Origin of the sequence: Pantoea sp., assembly GCF_028283705.1 — a bacterium.
In the GTDB taxonomy this organism is placed as follows: domain Bacteria; phylum Pseudomonadota; class Gammaproteobacteria; order Enterobacterales; family Enterobacteriaceae; genus Pantoea.
Genome location: NZ_JAPWKD010000034.1, coordinates 163,046 through 186,013, shown reverse-complemented (window position 1 = coordinate 186,013; position 22,968 = coordinate 163,046). Strand labels below are relative to the sequence as shown.

General features: G+C 54.7%; 23 protein-coding genes and 1 riboswitch. Of the genes, 12 read left to right on the top strand and 11 right to left on the bottom strand.

The features are described from left to right. Positions 1–22: 22 nt before the first annotated feature. Positions 23–2,293 (bottom strand): DNA topoisomerase IV subunit A, encoded by a 2,271-nt coding sequence (parC, locus tag PW844_RS27690; RefSeq protein WP_299459555.1) that lies wholly within the window; start codon positions 2,291–2,293, stop codon positions 23–25. Between the two features lie 416 nt (positions 2,294–2,709). Between parC and PW844_RS27685 the strand changes: the two genes are divergently transcribed. The 6 genes from PW844_RS27685 to PW844_RS27660 all read left to right on the top strand — a co-directional run bounded on the left by PW844_RS27685 (position 2,710) and on the right by PW844_RS27660 (position 8,021). Next, positions 2,710–4,269 carry a transcription antiterminator gene (locus PW844_RS27685; protein WP_299459553.1) on the top strand — a complete coding sequence of 520 codons (1,560 nt, stop codon included), beginning with the start codon at positions 2,710–2,712 and terminating at the stop codon, positions 4,267–4,269. An 18-nt stretch (positions 4,270–4,287) separates the two neighbouring features. Beyond that, positions 4,288–4,758, top strand: coding sequence for a fructose PTS transporter subunit IIA (locus PW844_RS27680; RefSeq protein ID WP_299459550.1), 471 nt, complete (start codon positions 4,288–4,290; stop codon positions 4,756–4,758). Between the two features lie 22 nt (positions 4,759–4,780). Next, positions 4,781–5,095, top strand: coding sequence for a PTS fructose transporter subunit IIB (locus PW844_RS27675; protein WP_013510517.1), 315 nt, complete (start codon positions 4,781–4,783; stop codon positions 5,093–5,095). Between the two features lie 11 nt (positions 5,096–5,106). Then, positions 5,107–6,198, top strand: a complete 1,092-nt coding sequence (locus PW844_RS27670; RefSeq protein ID WP_299459547.1) for a PTS fructose transporter subunit IIC — start codon at positions 5,107–5,109, stop codon at positions 6,196–6,198. 9 nt (positions 6,199–6,207) lie between these two features. Continuing rightward, positions 6,208–7,059 (top strand): class II fructose-bisphosphate aldolase, encoded by an 852-nt coding sequence (locus tag PW844_RS27665; RefSeq protein ID WP_299459544.1) that lies wholly within the window; start codon positions 6,208–6,210, stop codon positions 7,057–7,059. A 98-nt stretch (positions 7,060–7,157) separates the two neighbouring features. Beyond that, a complete protein-coding gene (locus PW844_RS27660) occupies positions 7,158–8,021 on the top strand; it encodes a ketose-bisphosphate aldolase (RefSeq protein WP_299459541.1) in 864 nt (287 codons plus the stop codon). Positions 8,022–8,115: 94 nt separating this feature from the next. Here the strand turns inward: PW844_RS27660 and PW844_RS27655 are convergent, their stop codons facing one another. After that, on the bottom strand, positions 8,116–8,883 hold the full coding sequence (locus tag PW844_RS27655) for a transporter substrate-binding domain-containing protein (protein ID WP_299459538.1): 768 nt from the start codon (positions 8,881–8,883) through the stop codon (positions 8,116–8,118). A gap of 153 nt (positions 8,884–9,036) precedes the next feature. Here PW844_RS27655 and PW844_RS27650 point away from each other — a divergent pair, with 153 nt between their 5' ends. Both PW844_RS27650 and PW844_RS27645 read left to right on the top strand, forming a co-directional pair. Then, positions 9,037–9,618 carry an NAD(P)H-dependent oxidoreductase gene (locus PW844_RS27650; protein ID WP_299459535.1) on the top strand — a complete coding sequence of 194 codons (582 nt, stop codon included), beginning with the start codon at positions 9,037–9,039 and terminating at the stop codon, positions 9,616–9,618. A gap of 32 nt (positions 9,619–9,650) precedes the next feature. Beyond that, on the top strand, positions 9,651–9,959 hold the full coding sequence (locus PW844_RS27645) for a putative quinol monooxygenase (RefSeq protein ID WP_299459532.1): 309 nt from the start codon (positions 9,651–9,653) through the stop codon (positions 9,957–9,959). An 88-nt stretch (positions 9,960–10,047) separates the two neighbouring features. Here the strand turns inward: PW844_RS27645 and PW844_RS27640 are convergent, their stop codons facing one another. Genes PW844_RS27640 through nudF form a run of 6 tightly spaced genes read right to left on the bottom strand, consistent with a single transcriptional unit; the run spans position 10,048 to position 15,459 of the window. Next, positions 10,048–10,947, bottom strand: a complete 900-nt coding sequence (locus PW844_RS27640) for a LysR substrate-binding domain-containing protein (RefSeq protein WP_299459529.1) — start codon at positions 10,945–10,947, stop codon at positions 10,048–10,050. A 55-nt stretch (positions 10,948–11,002) separates the two neighbouring features. Beyond that, entirely contained in the window at positions 11,003–12,898 is a 1,896-nt protein-coding gene (gene parE / locus PW844_RS27635; protein WP_299459526.1) for a DNA topoisomerase IV subunit B, read from the bottom strand. Between the two features lie 47 nt (positions 12,899–12,945). Beyond that, entirely contained in the window at positions 12,946–13,527 is a 582-nt protein-coding gene (yqiA, locus tag PW844_RS27630) for an esterase YqiA (protein WP_299459524.1), read from the bottom strand. 3 nt (positions 13,528–13,530) lie between these two features. Then, positions 13,531–14,358: a 3',5'-cyclic-AMP phosphodiesterase gene (gene cpdA, locus PW844_RS27625; RefSeq protein ID WP_299459522.1), complete on the bottom strand. Its 828-nt coding sequence runs from the start codon at positions 14,356–14,358 to the stop codon at positions 13,531–13,533. A gap of 43 nt (positions 14,359–14,401) precedes the next feature. Next, the gene (locus tag PW844_RS27620) at positions 14,402–14,827 is read right to left on the bottom strand and encodes a DUF1249 family protein (RefSeq protein WP_084876855.1); all 426 of its coding nucleotides are present in this window, start codon (positions 14,825–14,827) and stop codon (positions 14,402–14,404) included. Beyond that, entirely contained in the window at positions 14,824–15,459 is a 636-nt protein-coding gene (gene nudF, locus PW844_RS27615) for an ADP-ribose diphosphatase (protein ID WP_299459517.1), read from the bottom strand. Before nudF ends, PW844_RS27620 begins: the two co-directional genes overlap by 4 nt. Positions 15,460–15,672: 213 nt before the next feature. On the opposite strand from nudF, the gene tolC reads away from it, so the two are divergent. The 3 genes from tolC (at position 15,673) to PW844_RS27600 (ending at position 19,122) form a co-directional block, all read left to right on the top strand. Beyond that, positions 15,673–17,148, top strand: coding sequence for an outer membrane channel protein TolC (tolC, locus tag PW844_RS27610; protein ID WP_299459514.1), 1,476 nt, complete (start codon positions 15,673–15,675; stop codon positions 17,146–17,148). Between the two features lie 142 nt (positions 17,149–17,290). Then, on the top strand, positions 17,291–17,950 hold the full coding sequence (locus PW844_RS27605) for a DUF1190 family protein (protein ID WP_299459511.1): 660 nt from the start codon (positions 17,291–17,293) through the stop codon (positions 17,948–17,950). A gap of 8 nt (positions 17,951–17,958) precedes the next feature. Then, a complete protein-coding gene (locus tag PW844_RS27600; protein ID WP_299459508.1) occupies positions 17,959–19,122 on the top strand; it encodes a glutathionylspermidine synthase family protein in 1,164 nt (387 codons plus the stop codon). A 38-nt stretch (positions 19,123–19,160) separates the two neighbouring features. Here PW844_RS27600 and ygiD read toward each other — a convergent pair whose 3' ends face one another. Both ygiD and ribB read right to left on the bottom strand, forming a co-directional pair. Continuing rightward, complete coding sequence (gene ygiD, locus PW844_RS27595; protein ID WP_299459505.1) at positions 19,161–19,946, bottom strand: 4,5-DOPA dioxygenase extradiol; 786 nt, start codon at positions 19,944–19,946, stop codon at positions 19,161–19,163. A gap of 175 nt (positions 19,947–20,121) precedes the next feature. Continuing rightward, complete coding sequence (gene ribB, locus PW844_RS27590; protein WP_299459502.1) at positions 20,122–20,778, bottom strand: 3,4-dihydroxy-2-butanone-4-phosphate synthase; 657 nt, start codon at positions 20,776–20,778, stop codon at positions 20,122–20,124. A 107-nt stretch (positions 20,779–20,885) separates the two neighbouring features. Next, positions 20,886–21,035, bottom strand: a riboswitch (FMN riboswitch). A gap of 170 nt (positions 21,036–21,205) precedes the next feature. Between ribB and PW844_RS27585 the strand changes: the two genes are divergently transcribed. Beyond that, entirely contained in the window at positions 21,206–21,490 is a 285-nt protein-coding gene (locus tag PW844_RS27585) for an accessory factor UbiK family protein (protein ID WP_084876862.1), read from the top strand. Between the two features lie 35 nt (positions 21,491–21,525). Here PW844_RS27585 and hldE read toward each other — a convergent pair whose 3' ends face one another. Continuing rightward, complete coding sequence (gene hldE / locus PW844_RS27580) at positions 21,526–22,950, bottom strand: bifunctional D-glycero-beta-D-manno-heptose-7-phosphate kinase/D-glycero-beta-D-manno-heptose 1-phosphate adenylyltransferase HldE (RefSeq protein WP_084876863.1); 1,425 nt, start codon at positions 22,948–22,950, stop codon at positions 21,526–21,528. Between the last annotated feature and the right edge of the window lie 18 nt (positions 22,951–22,968).

The following is a 22,968-nucleotide window of genomic DNA, read 5'->3' as shown; positions in this document are numbered from 1 at the left end:
GCCTGCTTTATTCTTTGCAGGGTTACTCTTCACTCTCACCGCCCTGGCGCGTAGGGGCATCCAGCTCGACGCGGTCAATACGTTGCAGACCACGCGGCAGCAACGTACCACGACGACCACGGTCAGCGCGGAACTTCTGCAATTCTTCACTACGCAGCAACATCTTACGTTTGCCGACATGCAGAGTGATGGCACTGCCTGACGGCAGGATCAGCAGCCATACCAGTTTATCCGTCCCTGCCGCAGCCTCTGCGGAAGGAATCGAGATGATCTTGTTCCCCTTGCCTTTCGACATTTGCGGCAGTTCGCCGACCGGGAACATCAGCATACGCCCGGCCTGGGTAATCGCCAGCAGCATGTCATCTTCATGATTGACTGCCATCGGCGTCATCACTTTGGCATTTTCCGGCAGCGTCAGCAGCGCTTTACCGGAACGGTTACGCGATACCAGGTCCGCAAAGGTACAGATAAAGCCATAACCAGCGTCAGAAGCCATCAGCAGTTTCTGCTCATCCGGCTCCATCAGCACCTGTTCCATCACCGCACCTGGCGGTGGCGTCAGCTTACCGGTCAGCGGTTCGCCCTGACCACGCGCCGACGGCAGCGAGGTTGGATCGAGGGTATAGCTGCGTCCGGTGGAGTCAATAAAGGCCACCGGCTGGTTACTCTTACCGCGTGCGGCAGCCAGATAGCTGTCCCCTGCCTTGTAGCTTAGGCCGGAAGGATCAATATCGTGTCCTTTGGCGCTACGTACCCAGCCCATCTGTGACAGCACGATGGTGACCGGCTCGGCGCTAACCAAATCATTCTCGCTCAGCGCTTTGGCTTCTTCGCGCTCACGCAACGGTGAACGGCGATCGTCACCGTAGGTCTGGCTATCTGCCTGCAATTCTTTCTTCAGCAGGTTGCTCATCTTGCGCTCGGAGGCAAGAATCGCCTGCAACTGGTCACGCTCTTTTTCCAGCTCTGCCTGCTCACCGCGAATCTTCATCTCTTCGAGTTTAGCGAGGTGACGCAGTTTTAATTCCAGAATCGCTTCAGCCTGGGTTTCGCTGATGTCAAAACGTGACATCAGCACCGCTTTCGGCTCATCCTCAGTACGGATGATGTGAATCACTTCATCAATATTGAGGAACGCTACCAGCAAACCTTCCAGGATATGCAGGCGACGCAGTACGCGATCCAGACGGTAATTCAGGCGACGCGTCACGGTATCGCGGCGATAGATCAGCCATTCCGAGATAATTTCCAGCAGGTTTTTCACCGCCGGACGGTTATCCAGGCCGATCATGTTGAGGTTAACGCGGTAACTTTTTTCCAGGTCGGTGGTGGCAAACAGATGATTCATCACCTGATCCAGATCGACCCGGTTCGAACGCGGCACAATCACCAGACGGGTGGGGTTTTCGTGATCGGATTCATCACGTAAGTCTTCCACCATCGGCAGCTTTTTATTGCGCATCTGCGCGGCGATCTGTTCCAGCACCCGCGCACCGGATACCTGATGCGGCAGCGCGGTGATCACCACTTCACCGTCTTCTTTTTTCCATACCGCGCGCTGGCGGATGGAACCACGACCGTTCTGGTAAATCTTACGGATTTCATCACGCGGGGTGATGATCTCCGCTTCGGTCGGGAAATCCGGACCGTGCACGATATCCAGCAACTCATCCAGCGTGGTGTTCGGCTTTTCGATCAAGGTGATCGCCGCCTGCGCCACTTCACGCACGTTGTGCGGAGGAATATCGGTCGCCATACCCACGGCGATGCCGGTGGTGCCGTTCAGCAGGATATTCGGCAAACGCGCCGGTAACATTTTCGGTTCCTGCAAGGTGCCGTCAAAGTTGGGAATAAAATCCGACGTGCCCTGGCCCAGCTCACTCAGCAGAATTTCGGCATATTTAGACAGGCGTGATTCGGTGTAACGCATCGCCGCAAAGGATTTCGGATCATCCGGCGCACCCCAGTTGCCCTGACCATCCACCAGCGGGTAGCGGTAAGAGAACGGCTGCGCCATCAGCACCATCGCTTCATAACAGGCGCTGTCGCCGTGCGGATGGTATTTACCCAGCACGTCACCCACGGTACGCGCTGATTTCTTAAATTTGGCGCTGGCATTGAGGCCCAGCTCGGACATCGCATAGACGATACGGCGCTGTACCGGCTTGAGGCCGTCACCGATATACGGCAGCGCACGGTCCATAATCACGTACATCGAGTAATTCAGGTACGCGTTTTCTGTAAATTTGTGCAGGGCAAGACGCTCTGCACCATCCTGCGTCAATTCGCTCATTAAGCTCGCATCCTCACTTCGTGGCCCACAGCGGCGGGACATCCGGCGGTCATTTGGCGAGGATAGTACCTTATTCGCGTGGCTTAGTCACAGGGGGTAAGCCATCTCTGGTCGCAGGAATCTTTATCAGGAAATTAATGTGAAGCCGGTTATAAAAATAAAATAGAATGAGATCATGATCACAATGAATATTCCCGGCATTCTGTGAGCATGATCTCAATTAATTTTCATTCATCACGCTTCGTATTAATCCTGTCCGCGCAAGAGGACAACATTTAGTATTGTTGCTTTTCTCTTCCTTTCCTAAATTCATACTCCATAAGACAGATATTTTTTGCGTTCCTGATTTATGGCATCTGGAAAATATAAAAAACACCATAGCAGAACACGGTTTTGCCAAAATAAAGGGGGACCGAATGCAAATACTGACTTCGCGACAACACCGATTAGTAAAACTGCTGCTGCAACAGGCCGCACCTCAGCCGTTAAAGCAACTGGCGCAGCAGCTCGGCGTATCAGAAAAAACCATCTATCGCGACCTGCAATGGCTGGAAGCCTGGCTCAGTAACTGGACCATGGTGCTGGAGAAGACCCCGGGACGCGGCGTGCGACTGCGCGTTGATGATATCCAGCAGCGCCTGCAACTGGAGCAGCAACTGAACGGCGATGACAACAGCGATGCCCTGAGCCACAACAGCCGCCGGGTAAAGATTGCTTCTCAGTTGCTGAGTGATGCACCGCGTGAAACCTCAATCAGCAAGTTGTCAGAGCGTTACTTTATCAGCCACGCTTCGATCGTGAATGACCTGAAAGTGATTGAAGAGTGGTTGCAACCGCTGGGATTAACGCTGGCGCGCGGCCCAGGTGGCACGCACATTGAAGGTAATGAACAGACACTGCGCCAGGCGATGGTGTCACTGATTAATGATGTGATGCAGCAAAACGTGGCGGGCACGCCGCTGCTGCCACGGCTCGACCCCGGTAGCCAGCAGGCGCTGGTGCATTACTTCGGTGACGAGGATGTCGCTTTTGTGCAGGCGCTGCTGTTACAGATGGAGCAGCAGCTGAGTTATCCGCTGGGTGATGCCTGGTATCTCAATCTGTGTACCCACATCTTAATCATGATGCATCGCATGGCGCAGGGTAACGTGCTGGCCTTACAGACCACGCTTGCCGCGCAGGACCTGGATAAACGCATCCTGACCATTGCGCAGCAGATGGTCAGCCAGATTGAAGCACGCATCGGCTGTGCGCTTCCGGCGGATGAGGTGGGATTTATTTATCAATATATTGTCTCGTCCGGCATTGTGGTGGAAGAACGCGGCGATCATGCGCCGTTGCATAATCAATTTTCCACTGCGGAATCGGTCAAAATAACTTGTGAATTAATCGATCGTTTCTCGGCATTAATTCAGCAGGATTTATCTCAGGACCGATTATTATTCGACGGATTACTGGTACATATTAAGCCGTTATTAAATCGCCTTAAATATCACATCCATATTCGTAATCCGCTGCTGGAAGATATTCAGCAGGAGATGAAAGAAATATTTTTCCTGACGCAGCAGGCGATGCAATTGACGGCGAGCGCTTACGATCTTTCACCGGTCGCAGATGATGAAATTGGTTACCTTTGCGTCCATTTTCAGGCGGCGCTGGAGCGGCAGATTGCCCACAAACGCATTCTGGTGGTGTGCTCCAGCGGCGTCGGCACCTCACATCTGCTGAAAAGCCGGATTCTGCGCGCCTTCCCGGATTGGGAAATCGCCGGAGTGGTATCGGCGAGTAATCACGCCGCCTTTTGCCAGCATGAAGCGGTGGACCTGGTGATTACCACCATTCACCTCGCCACCGGCGCCATTCCCAGCGTGTATGTCAGTGCATTTTTTAACGATGACGATATCCGGCGGGTGACTGACGCCATGATTGGCAGCCAGCTGCCGCACCGGGCGAATGACGCCCTGGCTGAACATTAATTGAATGAGGTCTGACTGATGGATATTTCCCGCATTCTGACGCCGCGCCGCGTCAATCTGGCCCTGACTGCCACCAGCAAAGAAGAAGTGATTAACGAACTCACCGAGTTGCTTTATCAGGACGGTGCCATCAGCGATCGCGAAGCCTTTATCGCTGATGTCTGGCTGCGTGAAGCGGAAGGCTCCACCGGCTTTGAAAACCATATCGCCATTCCACACGGCAAATCAGCGGCCGTGCGGCAAACCACGTTAGCCATTGGGCGTACCCAGCAGGATATCCCCTGGGAAACGCTGGATGGCAGCCAGGTGCGCTGCATCATCCTGTTCGCGGTGCGACTGGAAGATCAGAACACCACCCACATTCGCCTGTTGTCGCAGGTGGCCAGCGCGCTGGCCGATGATGAGGTGATTGCCCAACTGCTGGCGGAAAACGACCCCGGCAATATCATCCGGCTGTTTAGTCAGTACGCCGAAACCGACCTCTGTTAACCCTACTCTTCTGAGGTGACACATGAACATCGTCTGTGTAGCGGCCTGCACGGCAGGCATCGCGCATACCTACATCGCGCGGGAAAAACTGATTAAGGGCGCCCATGCACTGGGCCACACCATCCACGTCGAAACGCAGGGCACCATCGGCACCGAAACGGAACTCACCCGCGAGGCGATCGCCGCTGCGGATGTGGTGATCCTCGCGGTTGACGTGAAGATCAAAGGCGAAGAGCGCTTCCAGGGCAAACCTATCGTGAGGGTGAAAACCGAGGTGGTGATCAAGTCACCGGTGAAATTCCTCGAAAAAGTGGCGGATTCACTGGCGCGCGCCTGAGGAGATCCATCATGAATGACAACAAACGTCAGTATGGTCAGGAGATCAAAGGACATCTGCTCACTGGCATCTCCTGGATGATCCCGCTGATCGTCGCCGCCGGGATCTGTATCGCGTTAGGCCAGGTGATTGGTGGACCGGATGTCGGTAAACACACCGGCACCCTTGCCTGGATGCTCAACCAGATCGGCGGCTGGGGCATGGGACTGATTGTCCCGTTGATCAGCGCGGCGATCGCTTACTCGATCGCCGATCGCCCCGGCTTTGCCCCGGGTTTGATCGTCGGCTTTATCTGCGGCCAGATTGGCACCGGCTTTATCGGTGGCATTCTCGGCGGCTTCCTTGTTGGCTACACCGTATTGCTGCTGCGCCGCACCATTAAATTGCCGCAGTCGATGCAGGGCCTGATGCCGATCATGGTGTTGCCGCTGCTCAGTACCATCATCGCCGGACTACTGATGATGACCTTCATCGGCCAGCCGATTGTCTGGTTGCAGCAGACGCTGATTCATTTGCTGGAATCGATGCAGGGCGGCTCGAAGTTTGTGATGGGCGCGATTCTCGGTGCCATGGCCACCTTCGACTTTGGCGGTCCCATCAATAAAACCATGTCGCTGTTTGCCGATGGCATGCTGGTCGATGGTATTTACGGGCCGGAAGCGGTGAAGTTTGTCGGTTCGATGATTCCGCCTTTCGGCATCACCCTCTCCTTCCTGATGACGCGTCACAAGTACACCAAAGCAGAAAAAGAGGCGCTGAAAGCCGCCTTCCCGATGGGGATCTGCATGATCACCGAAGGCGTAATTCCGATAGCCGCGCGTGACCTGCTGCGCGTGGTTGCCAGCTGCGTGGTGGCCTCAGCCATTGCCGGTGGGCTGATCATGGTGTGGGGCGTGGAAGCACCGGTACCGCACGGCGGTATGTTTGTGGTGCCGCTGTTCACCAAACCCTGGCTGTTCTGTCTGGCACTTGGCATCGGCACCGTGGTGTGTGGCGTGATGCTGTCGCTAATGAAGAAAACCGTTACCCAGGCGGATGAAGAGTTCGACGATGTGGAGGCCCCTGGCGTCCGCGATGAAGAGATCAAATTCACTCTGGAATAAGGAGCCACCATGTTTGCCATGATGAATGACCTGATTCGGGCAGCAGCGCAGCAGCGGTACGCAGTGCTGGCGATCAACTGCTTTAACCTTGAGACCACACGCGCCGCCATTCAGGCCGCCGAACAGCAGCGCGCTCCGCTGATCCTCAATGTGTATCAGGGGCATAGCGCACATTTCCCTCCCCCCGTGGCGGTACCGCTGGTACGGGCGCTGGCAGCAGATGCCACGGTGCCGGTGGCGCTGGCCCTTGACCACGGCAAAGCCTTTCCGCTGATTGGCCAGGCATTTCGCGCTGGGTTTACCGGCCTGATGATCGATGCATCGTCCGAGCCGCTGGCGGAAAACATTCGTCAAACCGCGCAGGTAGTGAAGATGGCGCATACCGCTGGAGTGTGCGTTGAAGGCGAGCTGGGGCATATCGCCGATGCCCCGACTTATGAACTGGCCGATGCCGCCGTAAAGATGACCCAGGTAGCAGATGTGCTGCCGTTCGTTGAGCAAACCGGGATCGATCTTCTGGCGGTATCGGTGGGTACGGCGCATGGGCTGTATCCGGCTGGCGTGCAGCCGAAAATTGATTTCCAGCGCTTGCAGGAACTGCATGCCGTCTCCCCCCTCCCGCTGGCGCTGCATGGTGGCTCGGGAACACCCGCCGGGGATCTGCGCCGCGTCAGCCAGTTTGGCGTCGCCAAGATTAACGTCGGTGCCGCGGTATTTGATGCCGGTAAGAACGCGTTGCAGCAGGCCATGAAACAGCATCCACACGCCGAGCTGGCGGATTTGCTCGGGCTGATGGAATCCGCCTGCCGCGAAGTGGTGGCCGAGTACCTGAGCTGGTCGGGTTCGGCGGGCAAAGCCTGACACCCGCGCGATAAATCACAGATTTTCCCAATTTTATTCATCATCGGGTCGGCGCTGCCGTCGGCCCTGACTAAACATCACCTGAAGGAAAATATAACATGTTGATTTCTATGAAAGAGATGTTGGCACCTACCCGTGAACACCGTTTTGCCATCGGCGCTTTTAACGTCGCGGATAGCTGCTTTATTCGCGCCGTGGTGGAGGAAGCTGAGGCGACAAACACGCCAGCCATCATCTCGATCCACCCCAGTGAACTGGAGTTTGTCACCGATGAGTTCTTTGGCTACGTACGGGAACGTACGCTGAAAAGCAAAGTGCCTTTCACCATTCACCTTGATCACGGAGCCTCCATTGCTCAGGTGCTGCGTGCCATCCAGTGCGGCTTTACCTCGGTCATGATTGATGGTTCGCTGCTGCCCTATGAAGAGAACGTCGCGCTGACCAAAGAGGTGGTGAAGCTGGCTCATGCAGTCGGGGTGTCGGTCGAAGGTGAATTGGGTACCATCGGCGATACCGGCACCACGGTGGAAGGCGGCGTCAGCAAGGTGATTTACACCGAACCGGCGCAGGCAGAGGATTTTATCCAGCGCACCGGCGTGGATACTCTGGCGGTGGCGATTGGCACCGCACACGGCATCTATCCGAAAAATATGAAGCCGGAATTGCAGATGCATATTCTTAAAGACATTTCGCAGCGTGTGACCATTCCTTTGGTATTACATGGCGGATCCGCTAACCCGGATGCCGAGATTGCCGAGGCGGTGACACTCGGGGTGGGGAAAATTAATATCTCCAGCGATATGAAGTTCGCCTACTTCCAGAAAGTGCGCGAGATTCTGGCGCGGGAAACCTGGTGGGACCCGAATGCCATCTACCCGGAAGCTATCGCGGCGGCGAAAGGGGTGATTCGCTACAAAATGAACCTGTTTGGCGGGTTGGGCAAAGCCAGCTTGTATCGTTAATTGCGGGATGCCGTTCGGCGTAGCGGCGCGATTTATCGCGCGGTTTTTGAAAAGACGCGCAATGAATTGCGCCGCTACGACTCGTGCAATTGGGTTATTTGATCACACCCAGCCACTGCTCTGCGATACGCGCATAATCACCGGTGGCGGTGCTGAGATGCAGCCACTGATCAACGTACTGTTTCCAGCTCATATCATCGCGCGGGATCATATAGGCCTTCTCACCGTACTGCATCGGTTGTTCCGGATTGAGCGCACACAGCTGTGGATAGTGCTTCTGCTGGAACAACGCTTCTGACGCGTCGGTAATCATTACATCCGCTTTTTTATCCACCAGCTGCTGGAAAATGGTGACGTTATCGTGGAACAACGTCAGCGAAGCATTGGGCAGATGGCTGTGCACAAAGGCTTCATTGGTGCCACCCGCCGGTTCAATCACGCGTACCTGCGGCTGGTTAATTTGGTCGATGGTTTGATACTTCGCTTTGTCGGCACAACGCACCAGCGGGATTTTGCCATCCACACCCAGCGGCTTCGCGAACCAGGCAATTTGCTGGCGTTTCAGCGTAACCGACACACCACCCAGCGCAATGTCGCAATTCCGCGTGACAAAATCTTCGCTCAGGGTTTTCCAGGTGGTGGGCACCCACTGCACTTTGGCACCCAGGCTTTCCGCCAGCGATTCTGCCATGCTGATGTCCAGCCCTTCATAGTGCCCGTCACTGCGCAGATAACTGTAAGGTTTGTAATCCCCTGTGGTGCAGACTTTAAGGGTTTTGCTGTCGCGTACCTGATCAAGATGGGATTGCGCCTGGACAACGCCGCTGACCAGAAGTAACGCACTGAATAACATGGTTTTCATTTTTCTTCTCTGTGTAGTGTTTGCTTGCAGATTGTTCCACACGCTGACGCATTATTGCGTTAAAAGCAAAAGTCTTGTGATCCAAAACACATTTTTCTCCATCGGGCGCGCGCGTAGAGTGAGCATAAATTTCTCACATGGAGCGCATGTAGCATGAGCAAAATTTTAATTATTGATGGTGGTAAAACCTTCGCCCATTCGAAAGGCGAGCTGAACCATACGCTAACCGAGGTGGCAGCCAGCCTGCTGCGTGATTTGGGCCATGACGTTAGCGTCACCGTGGCGGACAGCAACTATGTGGTTGCCGACGAAGTAGAAAAATATCTCGCCAGCGACGTGGTGATTTATCAGATGCCGGGCTGGTGGATGGGCGAACCCTGGACAGTGAAAAAGTATATCGATGAGGTGTTTACTGAAGGTCATGGCTCACTCTATGCCAGCGACGGTCGTAGCCGCGCCGACGCCAGCAAGAAATACGGTTCTGGTGGCCTGATTCAGGGCAAAAAATATATGCTGTCTCTGACCTGGAATGCGCCGCTGGAGGCCTTCACCGATCCTGAACAATTCTTTGAAGGTGTGGGGGTTGACGGCCTGTATCTGCATTTCCATAAAGCCAACCAATTCCTCGGTATGACCGGGTTGCCGACTTTTATTTGTAATGATGTGATTAAGCAACCGGACGTGCCGCGTGATATCGAACGTTATCGGACTCATCTCAGCCAAATTTTTGCTTAACTGTAAGCACAACGGTAAAAAAAGGACATCTCATGCTGACTGTGGTTGCTGAAATCTGTATCAAACCGGGACGCCGTGCGGCGGTACTGGAAGCGATTAACCGCCTGATCCCCACCGTGTTGCAGGAAGAAGGTTGCCATCAATACGATGCGCTGGTGGACCACCAGGCGCAGGTGCCGTGGAAGCACAACTCCCCGGACTCGATTTTTATGCTGGAGCAATGGGAATCGCTGCGCCATCTGGAACAGCATCAGCAGATGCCGCATATGGATGCGCACCGCGCCATCATTAAAGATGATGTGGTGGATGTGAAGATTCTGGTGCTGGAAGCGGCTAAATAATCATATCACCCGTAGCGGCGCGATTTATCGCGCGGGGTTGGTTCTCGCGCCCAAAAGATTGCGCGATAAATCGCGCCGCTACAGGTGCTTATAGCAAGCCATTTTGCTCAATTTTTTCCCGCAAAAAATCCAGAAAACAGCGGATACGCGAAGCCAGTGATTGATTGCGGTAATACACCGCGTGAATCGGTAAACGTAGCTCGCGGGTTTCTGCTGCCAGAATCTGCACCAGCCTGCCACTGGCACGATCCTCACGGCTGACAAAATCCGACAGACGTACAATGCCCTGACCCGCCAGAGCCAGCTGACGCAGGGTTTCGCCACTCGATGCCGCCAGCGTTGGCCTGACACGCAAAAACACCCCTTCCTGTTGCCAGACCGGCCAGACGTTGTGAGCCTCAAGCTGGCTAAACCCCAGCAGTTGATGCTGCTGCAAACTGGCTACCGTCTCCGGCTGGCCATGCTTTGCCAGATAAGCCGGGCTGGCCAGTAGCCGGATAGCGCTGCTGCCCAGCACCCTGGCACGCAGCGAGGAATCACGCAGCTCACCCACGCGGATAGCAATGTCGGTTTGCTGCTCCAGCAGATCAATCACGATATCGTCGGTGTTCAACTCCAGCTGGATTTGTGGGAAACGCTGACGAAATTCGTCCACCAGCGGCACAATCACATGCAGCATAAAGGGAGCCGCGGCGTTGACGCGTAAACGTCCGGCAGGAATATCACGTCGCTGGATAATCTGTTCTTCTGCCAGCTCCACCGATGCCAGAATCTGACGGGCGTGTTCGAGGAAGATTTGTCCTTCCTCTGTCAGCGCCAGGCGGCGTGTGGTGCGATGCAGCAAGGTGGTAGCGAGTTTGCTCTCAAGACGGGTGAGCGCCCGACTGATGCCGGAACTGGTTTGTTCCAGCTGCTCGGCGGCGCTGGTGATCGAACCGGTATCCACCACCGTCACCCAGGCGCGTAACTCTTCCAGCGTGATCTTCACTGTTTGCTTCCTATAGCGGTGCCGATAAAAAAGGGCGCCGCAGCGCCCTGATTTCTTAAACTTCGATGTCGGCTAAATCGCCTTTTTCCTGCAACCAGTTACGGCGGTCTTCAGATCGTTTCTTCGCCAGCAACATATCCATCACGCGCAGGGTCTGCTCCACATCGTCATCGCTGACGGTGAGCTGTACCAGGCGGCGGGTGTTGGGATCGAGTGTGGTTTCGCGCAGCTGTAGCGGGTTCATTTCACCCAGACCTTTAAAGCGCTGCACGTTCGGCTTACCTTTTTTACGCTTCAGCTGCTCCAGCACGCCCTCTTTCTCGTCTTCATCTAGGGCGTAATACACTTCTTTGCCGAGATCGATACGATAAAGCGGCGGCATCGCCACATAAACGTGGCCATTTTTCACCAGCGAGCGGAAATGCTTCACAAACAACGCGCACAGTAGCGTGGCAATGTGCAGACCATCGGAGTCCGCATCCGCCAGGATACAAATCTTGCCGTAACGCAGTTGGCTGAGATCGTCGCTGTCGGGATCGATACCGATCGCGACCGAGATATCATGCACTTCCTGCGAAGCCAACACTTCATCCGAGGAGACTTCCCAGGTATTCAGGATCTTACCTTTCAGCGGCATGATCGCCTGATACTCACGATCGCGCGCCTGTTTGGCCGATCCGCCTGCGGAGTCACCTTCCACGAGGAACAGTTCGGTTTTATTCAGGTCCTGCGCGGTGCAGTCCGCCAGTTTGCCCGGCAGTGCCGGTCCGCTGGTGAGTTTTTTACGCACCACTTTTTTCGCCGCACGCATACGACGCTGTGCGCTGGAGATCGCCAGTTCCGCCAGTTGTTCTGCGGCCTGCACGTTCTGGTTCAGCCACAGGCTGAAAGCATCTTTCACCACTGCCGAAACAAAGGCAGCACACTGACGTGATGACAGGCGCTCTTTGGTCTGTCCGGCGAATTGCGGATCCTGCATTTTTACCGACAGCACATACGCGCAACGATCCCAGATATCTTCCGCCGAGAGTTTCACCCCACGTGGCAGGATATTGCGGAATTCGCAGAATTCACGCATCGCATCCAGCAGACCCTGACGCAAGCCGTTAACGTGCGTACCGCCCTGCATGGTCGGGATCAGGTTAACGTAGCTTTCCGTCAGCAGTTCGCCGCCTTCCGGCAGCCACAGCAACGCCCAGTCAACCGCTTCCACTTCACCGGCAAAGCTGCCAACAAAGGGTTTTTCCGGCAGCGTCGGCAGCCCGTTAACCGCTTCGCACAGATAGTCCGTCAGACCGTCCTGGTAACACCAGCTCTGCTCGGTATTGTTGACCTGGTCTTTAAAGACGATTTCCACCCCCGGGCACAGCACTGCTTTGGCTTTCAGCAGGTGGCTCAGGCGGGAAACGGAAAAGCGTGGGCTGTCGAAGAAACTCTCATCCGGCCAGAAGTGTACGCTGGTCCCGGTGTTGCGCTTTGCTACCGTACCGGTAACGTGCAAATCCTGCACTTTATCGCCGTTCTCAAACGCGATGTTGTAGACCTCGCCATTACGGCGCACCGTGACTTCAACACGTTTCGACAGGGCGTTGACCACCGAGATGCCCACGCCGTGCAGGCCGCCGGAGAACTGGTAGTTTTTATTCGAGAATTTACCGCCCGCATGCAGACGGCAAAGGATCAGCTCAACCGCCGGCACCCCTTCTTCCGGGTGGATATCCACCGGCATGCCACGGCCGTCATCAATGACTTCCAGTGACTGGTCGGCGTGCAGAATCACTTCAACCCGTTTGGCGTGACCAGCCAGCGCTTCATCGACGCTGTTATCGATCACTTCCTGACCCAAATGGTTAGGGCGTGTGGTGTCGGTGTACATGCCAGGACGACGACGTACAGGTTCAAGGCCGGTCAGGACCTCAATGGCATCGGCATTATAACTTGATTGGCTCATCGTAACAGTCTGATTAGCAATATGAAAATTGGCACACTACACAGTTGTCAGGGGTGGTTCAACCCGAGAAAATCAACAATCTGCGTAAAATGGCGTTCGAATCCGGTAAAAGCATGATTGCCGCCCTCTTCGACCGTCTGACGACATGCGCTGTAATAATCCAGCGCCTGACGGTAGTCGAGAACTTCATCGCCAGTCTGTTGCAACAGCCAGATTAGATCGGGTGCTTCCAGAGGGTCAATCTGCATTACTTTCAGATCGTAAATGTGGCGTGACTCTAACACATATTGCTGACCGGTGTAGGGATTCCGGTTCTCACCGAGATAATCCACCAGCAGTTCAAAGGGCCGTACGGCGGGATTCACCACCACCGCAGGCAGCATAAAACATTGTGACAACCAGGTCGCCAGATAGCCGCCAAGCGACGATCCCACTAACCCCAGAGTTTCACCCGCATGCTCCAGCACCAGATCTTCCAGCACCATGGCCGCATCGGCAGGAAACGGGGGCAGTTGCGGCACAATCACCTGGATTGCAGGATGCTGTTGCTGCATCCACTGCTGTAGCTGCGTGGCTTTTGCCGATTGCGGTGAGCTGTTGAATCCGTGCAGATAAATCAGCGCCGCCATCGTTTAGTAACCCTCGGAGTCAAGATCAGGTCGGAATGCGTCAGTTTGCAGACGATTCACTTCAGTTTGCAGCATGCCGTCTGGCTTAAGCGTAAACCAGCGCCAGCCTGGCGCCACCGTATCAATGGTGAAGTTGGTGCAGTGCGGTTTGAACTGCACACAGGTTGATGGCGTCGCCAGTACGCGACGGCCATGCCAGTCGAGATCCAGTTCCTGATGGATATGACCACACACCAGATTACGCGCACGCGGGAAGTTTTGCAGCACCGCTTCCAGCTGATGAGGATTGCGCAGGCTGTGCTGATCCAGCCAGGTACAACCGGACGCCAGCGGATGGTGATGCAGTAACACCAGCGTGTGGCGCTCCGGAAATTTAGCCAGCGTTTTTTCCAGCCATTCCAGCTGATATTCACTCAGCATTCCGTGCGGAACGCCAAAGACCTGACTATCCAGCAGTACCAGCTGCCAATATTCACCCAGCAGCACATGCTTATCCGCCGCAATCCCCGCTTCGGCCAGCGTATTGACCATCGCGGGCTGAAAATCGTGGTTGCCGGGCAACCAGACACAGGGTTTAGGCAGACGTGCAATACCTGTTACGAAATGCTGATAAGCTTCGACCGAATGGTCCTGAGCAAGATCCCCCGTGGCGATAATCAGGTCGTAATCGCGCTGCTGCGCCTCAATGGCGTCCAGCACTGCATCAAAACTCGACCAGGTATTCACCCCAAGCAGCGATTGGTGTTTTCCTGCGAAAAGATGGGTATCCGTGATTTGTAAAATCCTGATATCGGCCCCACTCGCCGCAGGAAGAGTTAGCAGGCTATCCAAAGCGTTTCCTTAATCTCCACGCTATTGCGCACATTATACGCTATCAGCAGACGGGCAATGCCACGGCACCGTGTGCCAGGCAATAGCGTAACCAATCCGCAAGGAACTGGTTTATCTGATGTTTTTCATCGCGCTGATGCAATTTTTTATTAGGATAATCATAGCGCGCTTTAAAACGATAGATCTGCTGTGTGGAACACACTTCAGCGACCATCGCATCATGGTAGAGCCGCACTGACATCGACGGCAGGCTCCAGTAGCTCACCGCAGGGGCTACCTGGCGAATTTCCACCAGCGTAGTGTAACGCGTTGATTCCTCGATGGTCAGCTGATAACTGGCGCCATTCACCTGATAGGTCACCGAAGCACCTGCTTCGTCGCCCTTAGGCAGCAGGCGGCGTAACTGAGCGAAATTGGTCTCGCACAGGCGCATCATTTCGGGAAAGTCAGGGGTATAGCGCTGTCTCATGTTGGCTTCCACTCTTCTCTTAGTTTCTCATGGTGCAACGCCAGCCATTGCAGGGCGATGACAGACGCAGCGTTATCGATAATCCCCTCTTCCACCCAGCGATAGGCCTGTTCGCGGCTCACCACATGGACAAGAATATCCTCATTCTCTTCCTCCAGCCCGTGATTTCCCTCTGCCTGGCTGGCATCCACTTCCCCGACCAGAATCGACAGGCGCTCTGAGGTGCCGCCTGGGCTGGCAAGGTAACTCACTATCGGTTTGGTGCGCCCAACCTTGAGGCCCGCCTCTTCCACCGCTTCGCGGCGCGCCACCTGTTCGATGGTTTCACCGGGTTCAATGATCCCGGCCACCATTTCCAGCAGCCAGGGCGTTGCACTGGCATCAAGCGCCGGGATGCGGATCTGTTCGATCAGCACAACTTCATCACGCAGGGGATCATAGGGTAGCAGGACAGCAGCGTGGCCGCGCTCAAAAACTTCGCGCCGTACTTCGCCGCTCATTTCACCATTAAAAAGACGATGACGAAAACGATAACGAACAATAGAAAAAAAACCGTCGTAAAGTGTTTCGCGTGCAATAATTTCTACATCGTTTTTTGTGAAAGTCACAGGGGATTTTTTTTCATCAGCCATCTTCTGGCTCCTTATGCAGATTGGGATAGAGCGAAGAAAAGCCAACCCTTGTGCTCCATCCGAGTGGTTCTTTCTGAATTATTTACGTAAATTAGAGGAAGAAGGCACGTTCAGCCAACTTATCTGTCGCGCCGTCTCTGCTAGAATCGGCGATTATTTTTTGGCTTACCTGCAGCGCTACCAGTGCAATTTGCTGCAACAAAAGGAATGCAAATGAAAAAACTGCTCCCACTTTTTATTGGATTGAGCCTGGGCGGTTTCAGCCTTGCCAGCCAGGCAGAGAACCTGCTGCAGGTGTATCAACAGGCGCGTTTAAGCAACCCGACGTTGCGCGCTTCTGCTGCTGATCGCGATGCCGCTTTTGAGAAAATTAATGAAGCACGCAGTCCATTACTGCCGCAGCTGGGTCTTGGCGCAGATTATACCTATAACAACGGTTACCGCGACAGCAGCGGCCTTCATTCCAACACGACCAGCGCATCACTGCAATTAACCCAAACGATTTTCGATATGTCGAAATGGCGTGCGCTGACGTTGCAGGAAAAAACTGCCGGTATTCAGGATGTTACCTATCAGATTGCCCAGCAGGATCTGATCCTGAACACCGCGACCGCTTACTTCAATGTGCTGAATGCCATTGATACGCTTTCTTATACCGAAGCACAGAAACAGTCGATCTACCGCGAACTGGATCAAACCACACAGCGCTTCAACGTAGGCCTGGTGGCGATCACTGACGTGCAGAACGCCCGTGCTCAATACGACAGCGTACTGGCCAGTGAAGTGACCGCGCGTAATAACCTCGACAACATGGTTGAGGCATTGCGCCAAATCACCGGTATGGATTACCTGTCTCTGGCGGAACTGAATATTGATCGTTTCAAAACGACCCGTCCGGATGCCGTTAATTCACTGCTGAAAGAAGCAGAGAGCCGCAACCTGAGCCTGTTGTCAGCACGTCTGAGCCAGGATCTGGCACGCGAGCAGATTCGCTCCGCAGAAACTGGTCATATGCCAACACTGGATTTAACCGCCTCCACGGGTTTGTCTAACAGCAAATACGGTGGTAGCCGTGCGAACCAGAGTTCCAGCACCTCTGACTCCATCACCGGTTCTAACCAGGTGGGCCTGAGCTTCTCACTGCCTCTGTACAGTGGTGGCTCGGTGACGTCACAGGTTAAACAGGCGCAGTACAGCTTTGTCAGCGCCAGTGAACAACTGGAAAGTGCCCATCGCAGCGCGATTCAGACCGTACGTTCTTCCTTTAACAACGTGAACGCCTCAATCAGCAGCATCGATGCTTACAAACAGGCTGTGGTCTCATCGCAAAGCTCGCTGGATGCGATGGAAGCCGGTTATCAGGTTGGTACCCGTACCATCGTTGATGTGCTGGATGCCACCACCACCCTGTATAACGCTAAACAGCAACTGGCTGATGCACGTTATAACTACATGATTAACCAGCTCAACATCAAATATGCGCTGGGTACGTTGAATGAACAGGATCTGCAGCAATTGAATGCCCAGTTGGGTAAAGAGACTTCTACGTCTCCGGAAGCCGTTGCGCCGGAAAACACGCAGCAGGCTGCGCGTGTGGATAACGGTCCGAAAGCGTCTTCAGCAGCACCCGCTGCGGCAAAAGCGCGCCCGGCAGCGGCACGCACCAGCGGTAATCCGTTCAGTAACTAAGTGAATTCGGGGCCGCTTACGGCCCCTTTCTCATTCAAACGTATAGCTACGTAAAGATCCCCTCACCATCCGGCCTGTCGCTTTAATTTCAACCACTCACCCCTTATCCTATGCGTTACCTTTGGGCACAGGATGAAATGAAATGAAACGGACTAAAAATATTCGACATGCCGCTTTCCGTAAAAGCTGGCAGGCACGCCATTTAACGCCAGTGGCACTCGCGGTGACCGCAGTGTTTATGCTGGCTGGCTGCGAACAGAGTGACGAAACCGTCTCGCTTTATCAGAATGCAGACGACTGCGCTAAGGCCAATCCGAGCCAGAGCGCACAATGTACCACCGCGTATAACAACGCGAAGAAAGAAGCGGAACGCACCGCCCCTAAATACGCGACGCGTGAAGATTGTGTGGCGGAATTTGGTGAAAACCAGTGTCAGCAGACCCCTGCTCAGGCGGGCACCAATGCCGAAGCCCAGCAGAGTGGCAGCTTCTGGATGCCACTGATGGCCGGTTATATGATGGGCCGTATGATGGGCGGTGGCGCAGGTTTTGCGCAGCAACCGTTGTTCTCACCCAAAACCCCCAACAGCCCGGCGAATGGCCAGTTTGTTGATGCATCCGGTAAGAACTACGGAACGGCAACCTCTGGCCGTACCATGAACGTGCCGAAAACCGCTATGGCACCAAAACCCGCCACCACGTCAACCATCACCCGTGGCGGTTTTGGTGAAACAGTAGCGAAACAAAATACCATGCAGCGCAGCAGTGCCACCGGCACCAGCTCCCGCTCGCTGGGAGGCTAAGCAGCATCATGCAACGTATTACCATCACCGAACGCCCGGACTGGCGCGAAAAGGCCACCGAGTATGGTTTTCAGTTTCACACCATGCATGGCGAACCTTACTGGAGTGAAGAGGCGTATTACCAGTTCACGCTGGCGCAAATTGAGCAGCTGGAAGATACCACCGCAGAGCTGCATCAGATGTGCCTCCAGGTGGTGGATAAAGTGGTGAGCAGTGAAGCACTACTCACCCGCTTCTGCATTCCAAAGCACACCTGGGACTTTGTGCGTGATTCGTGGAAATCACGCCAGCCCTCGCTCTATTCGCGTCTCGATTTGGCCTGGGACGGCAAGGGCGATATCAAACTGCTGGAGAATAATGCCGATACGCCAACCTCACTGTATGAGGCGGCATTTTTCCAATGGATTTGGCTGGAAGATCAACAGAATGCGGGTAACCTGCCGCAGGGAAGCGACCAGTTTAATAGCCTGCAGGAGAAGCTGATTGCCCGCTTCGCTGAGTTACATCAGCAGCATGGCTTTAACTGGCTGCATTTCGCCTGTTGTCGGGATACTGAAGAGGATCGCGGCACAGTGCAATATTTGCAGGATTGTGCTACCGAGGCCGGTCTACCGAGTGAATTTCTGTATATCGACGAAATTGGTTTAGGTGAAAAAGGCCAGTTTACGGATCCCAATGACCAGATAATCAGTAACCTGTTCAAGCTTTACCCGTGGGAATTTATGCTGCGCGAGGTGTTCTCCACCAAGCTGGCAGATGCTGGGGTACGCTGGCTGGAACCGGCATGGAAAAGCATCATTTCCAACAAAGCCTTGCTGCCATTGTTGTGGGAAATGTTCCCAAATCATCCCAACCTGTTGCCCGCTTACTTTGCCGATGCCGCCAATGTGCCACCGATGGACAAATACGTGGTGAAACCGCTGTTTTCGCGTGAAGGTGCCAATATCCGCATTATCGAACACGGTCAGGAAATTGCGCGTGTCGATGGGCCATATGGTGAAGAAGGGATGATTGTGCAGGAGTTCTATCCACTGCCGAAATTTGGCGATAGCTACACGCTGATTGGTAGCTGGCTGATTGACGATCAACCTGCCGGGATCGGGATACGTGAAGATCGTGCACTGATCACGCAGGATCTGTCTCGCTTCTATCCGCACACCTTTATTGAGTAATCTGCTGCCGCCCGCAACTATTGCGGGCGGCATCAACGTTACCCCACCTGAACCGAAAGCATGCTGATAGCACCCATCTCCATCCCTTCCACCGGGATAGACACGGGTTCATCTGTGCCACGCGCACCCAACACATACAGCAACGGCAGGTAATGGTCAGGGGTCGGGTTAGACAATTTCGCCCCTTCGTGTTGCAGGTAATTCACCAGCGGATTGTTCTCGATATCGCCCTGATAATCCAGGTTATCCAGCACATACTGGTTGAAGCTTTCCGCCCACGGATAGGCTTCAGTTGCGCCTTCCCAGCGTAACATGCGCAGGTTATGCACCACATTGCCGCTGGCAACAATCATCACGCCGCTATCACGCAACGCCGCGAGTTTACGTCCCAGCTCAAAGTGCCAGGCAGCGGGTTTGGTGCCATCGACGCTCAGCTGTACCACTGGGATATCGGCATCAGGATACATTTTCACCAACACGCCCCATGAGCCGTGGTCAAATCCCCATTCCTGATCGAGATGCACCGCCACCGGTGCCAGCAAATCCGCCACTTCCTGAGCCAGTTCCGGTGAACCCGGAGCCGGGTAACGCACATCAAACAACGCCTGCGGAAAACCGCCGAAGTCGTGGATGGTGCGCGGATTGTTCATCGCCGTCACCGCCGTGCCGCGCGTGTACCAGTGCGCCGATACCGCCAGAATCGCGCGTGGACGCGGTAGTGTTGCGCCTAAATGCTGCCAGGCCTGGGTATAGCGGTTGTCTTCCAGCACGTTCATCGGGCTACCGTGGCCGAGAAACAGAGCGGGCATACGGGTGTTGCTCATGATTAATCCTCTGACGAAGTGTCGTTTTCTTAAGCTTAAGATACGCCGATTCGTTGCCGGATTAACGCTGATAACCATGATGATCTTTATCAGGGAATTTGAATAAGAAAGGGGGTGAGCAAGGGGCATAAAAAAGGCCGGATGATGATCCGGCCTCAGGGGATGCTGTGTCGGCTTAGCTTGCCTGACGGGTTTCGCGCTGACGGCGATACGCCACCAGATCTTCAATTGTCACTACCGGCATATCATGCTGCTTAGCAAACACAATCGCTTCCGGAGCATGCGCCATGCTGCCATCATCGTTGGTCAGTTCACACAGCACACCCGCAGGTTTGAAGCCGGCAAGTGTAACCAGATCGATGGTGGCTTCGGTATGACCACCACGTGCCAGCACGCCGCCTTCACGGGCGCGCAGCGGGAACACATGGCCCGGACGGTTCAGATCGCTTGGTTTCGCGCCATCAGCAACAGCGGTACGAATAGTGGTGATACGATCTTTGGCAGAAACGCCAGTGGTCACACCCTGCGCGGCTTCGATAGTCACGGTAAAACCGGTGCCGAAGGAGCTGGTGTTGTTCTCCACCATCATCGGCAGATCGAGCTGCTGACGGCGTTCTTCAGTCAGGCACAGGCAAACAATGCCGCTGCCGTGGCGGATGGTCAGCGCCATCTGCTCAACAGTCATGGTTTCGGCGGCAAAGATCATGTCGCCTTCGTTTTCACGATTTTCATCGTCCAGCACCATCACACCGCGACCATTACGCAGTGCATCGATGGCGCGTTCTACACGCTGTTCCGGCGTGCCAAATTCAGAAAGTAGCGTCTGATTCATGGTAAAAAACCTTTATTTAAAATATGAGTTACCAGAATCAGGGCGAGCTTAGGAGTGCGTAAAAAACACATGGCAATAACGTGATACGGGCATAGCCCGTTTGATGTCGTTACCCTCTCCCATCCGGACTTTAACCGTCGGCCCCGGAATTACACCGGATCTGCTGACCTTCCACTTTGCAGTGGAAGCGCTCGCGGGCTTTCAGCCGAAGCTGATTTACCGCCGGTGGGGAATTTCGCCCCGCCCTGAGAATAAGCAAAATCACTATAGCGCCAATCATCTGGTCGGGCAATCAACAAAAGCGCAAATGCTTTTGCATTTCCTGCTGTGCAGATTTCAGGTTTAACCTTTTCGTTTCTGGCATTACACTTAAGGCTTATAAAGACCGAACACGTGCTGTCATCGGCCCCGTAACCAGGAAATTATCATGATCGACACGAAAAAAATTGAACAACTGGCTCGCCAGGTGCACGAAGCCATGCCAAAAGGAATTCGCGAATTTGGCGACGATGTCGAAAAGAAAATTCGTCAGGTTTTGCAGGCGCAATTAACCCGTATGGACCTGGTTAATCGTGAAGAGTTTGATGTGCAGACCCAGGTACTGCTGCGTACCCGCGAGAAACTGGCGGCGCTGGAACAGCGTCTGGCTCAGCTGGAAAGCCGCAGCGTGCCACCCGCCGCTGACGTGGTGAAGGCTGAAGAAAGCAAATAAAAAATGGGAGCCTGAGGCTCCCATTTTTATGCCGCTTAATGGCTGCGAATGGTTTTGATGATATTGGTGGTAGAGATACCGTCTTCAAAGTTGAGCACCCGCACGTCACCGCCGTTGGCCCACACCTCTTTACTGCCTGCGATATCTTCCGGTTTGTAGTCACCGCCTTTCACCAGCAGGTCCGGCAGCACTTCAGCGATCAGGCGCTGCGGCGTGTCCTCTTCGAATGACACCACCCAATCCACCGCCTCCAGTGCACCCAGGACAATCATACGATTTTCCAGCGGATTGACCGGACGCGTCTCGCCTTTCAGGCGTTTGGTCGAGGCATCACTGTTAACCGCCACAATCAGACGATCGCCCAACTTGCGCGCATTCGCCAGGTAGGAAACATGTCCCGCATGGAGGATGTCGAACACACCATTGGTCATCACCACTTTTTCGCCGCGCTGGCGAGCCATTGCCACCGCGGCTTTCAGCTGTTCCTCGTCCATAACGCCAAAACCGCTGTCCGGGCGGGCATGGATCGCATTCTCCAGTTCAACCGGGCTGACAGTTGACGTACCCAGCTTGCCAACCACCACACCCGCCGCCGCATTCGCGAGGAAACACGCTTCTTCAAGGCTTTCACCCGCAGCCAGTACCGCAGCCAGCACACCAATCACCGTGTCACCGGCACCCGTCACGTCATACACTTCCTGCGCCTGGGTGGGCAGATGCAGCGGTGCTTTACCCGGTTGCAGCAAGGTCATCCCATTCTCTGAACGGGTCACCAGCAACGCAGAAAGATCATAATCGGCCATCAGTTGCACGCCACGGCTGACAATCTCGTCTTCGTTTTTGCATTTGCCAACTACCGCTTCAAACTCTGACAGATTCGGCGTCAGCAGCGTAGCACCGCGATAGCGGGCAAAATCGGTGCCTTTCGGGTCGATCAATACGGGCACTTTGGCTTCGCGCGCCAGCTGGATCATGGTCTGCACGCTATTCAGCGCCCCTTTGGCATAGTCAGACAACACCAGCGCTCCCGCCTGGGCCAGCGACTGACGCAGACGCTGATGGATCGGCTCAGGATCGACCTGCTCAAACCCCTCTTCAAAATCGAGACGAATCAGCTGCTGATTACGCGACAGTACGCGCAATTTGGTAATGGTCGGATGGCTTTTTACCGCCACGAAATCGCAGTCCACCTTCACCTGCTGCAATGTGCTGCTCAGCACACGCGCCGCATCATCTTCGCCGGTCAGGCCAATCAGACGTGAAGCCGCCCCCAGTGCTGCAATGTTCATCGCCACGTTGGCCGCGCCGCCAGGACGCTCCTCCACGGTATCCACTTTCACCACCGGCACCGGTGCTTCAGGAGAGATACGGCTGGTAGGGCCATACCAGTAGCGGTCTAACATCACATCACCGACAACCAGCACAGCGGCCTGGTTAAATGCGGGCAGTGTTACTTTCATTCCAGAGACTCCAGACTG

Excerpts from the sequence above, each read along its gene's own strand:
- parC (WP_299459555.1), bottom strand. The coding sequence starts at position 2,293 with ATGAGCGAATTGACGCAGGATGGTGCAGAGCGTCTTGCCCTGCACAAA.
- PW844_RS27685 (WP_299459553.1), top strand. The coding sequence starts at position 2,710 with ATGCAAATACTGACTTCGCGACAACACCGATTAGTAAAACTGCTGCTG.
- PW844_RS27680 (WP_299459550.1), top strand. The coding sequence starts at position 4,288 with ATGGATATTTCCCGCATTCTGACGCCGCGCCGCGTCAATCTGGCCCTG.
- PW844_RS27675 (WP_013510517.1), top strand. The coding sequence starts at position 4,781 with ATGAACATCGTCTGTGTAGCGGCCTGCACGGCAGGCATCGCGCATACC.
- PW844_RS27670 (WP_299459547.1), top strand. The coding sequence starts at position 5,107 with ATGAATGACAACAAACGTCAGTATGGTCAGGAGATCAAAGGACATCTG.
- PW844_RS27665 (WP_299459544.1), top strand. The coding sequence starts at position 6,208 with ATGTTTGCCATGATGAATGACCTGATTCGGGCAGCAGCGCAGCAGCGG.
- PW844_RS27660 (WP_299459541.1), top strand. The coding sequence starts at position 7,158 with ATGTTGATTTCTATGAAAGAGATGTTGGCACCTACCCGTGAACACCGT.
- PW844_RS27655 (WP_299459538.1), bottom strand. The coding sequence starts at position 8,883 with ATGAAAACCATGTTATTCAGTGCGTTACTTCTGGTCAGCGGCGTTGTC.
- PW844_RS27650 (WP_299459535.1), top strand. The coding sequence starts at position 9,037 with ATGAGCAAAATTTTAATTATTGATGGTGGTAAAACCTTCGCCCATTCG.
- PW844_RS27645 (WP_299459532.1), top strand. The coding sequence starts at position 9,651 with ATGCTGACTGTGGTTGCTGAAATCTGTATCAAACCGGGACGCCGTGCG.
- parE (WP_299459526.1), bottom strand. The coding sequence starts at position 12,898 with ATGAGCCAATCAAGTTATAATGCCGATGCCATTGAGGTCCTGACCGGC.
- yqiA (WP_299459524.1), bottom strand. The coding sequence starts at position 13,527 with ATGGCGGCGCTGATTTATCTGCACGGATTCAACAGCTCACCGCAATCG.
- PW844_RS27620 (WP_084876855.1), bottom strand. The coding sequence starts at position 14,827 with ATGAGACAGCGCTATACCCCTGACTTTCCCGAAATGATGCGCCTGTGC.
- nudF (WP_299459517.1), bottom strand. The coding sequence starts at position 15,459 with ATGGCTGATGAAAAAAAATCCCCTGTGACTTTCACAAAAAACGATGTA.
- tolC (WP_299459514.1), top strand. The coding sequence starts at position 15,673 with ATGAAAAAACTGCTCCCACTTTTTATTGGATTGAGCCTGGGCGGTTTC.
- PW844_RS27605 (WP_299459511.1), top strand. The coding sequence starts at position 17,291 with ATGAAACGGACTAAAAATATTCGACATGCCGCTTTCCGTAAAAGCTGG.
- PW844_RS27600 (WP_299459508.1), top strand. The coding sequence starts at position 17,959 with ATGCAACGTATTACCATCACCGAACGCCCGGACTGGCGCGAAAAGGCC.
- ygiD (WP_299459505.1), bottom strand. The coding sequence starts at position 19,946 with ATGAGCAACACCCGTATGCCCGCTCTGTTTCTCGGCCACGGTAGCCCG.
- ribB (WP_299459502.1), bottom strand. The coding sequence starts at position 20,778 with ATGAATCAGACGCTACTTTCTGAATTTGGCACGCCGGAACAGCGTGTA.
- PW844_RS27585 (WP_084876862.1), top strand. The coding sequence starts at position 21,206 with ATGATCGACACGAAAAAAATTGAACAACTGGCTCGCCAGGTGCACGAA.
- hldE (WP_084876863.1), bottom strand. The coding sequence starts at position 22,950 with ATGAAAGTAACACTGCCCGCATTTAACCAGGCCGCTGTGCTGGTTGTC.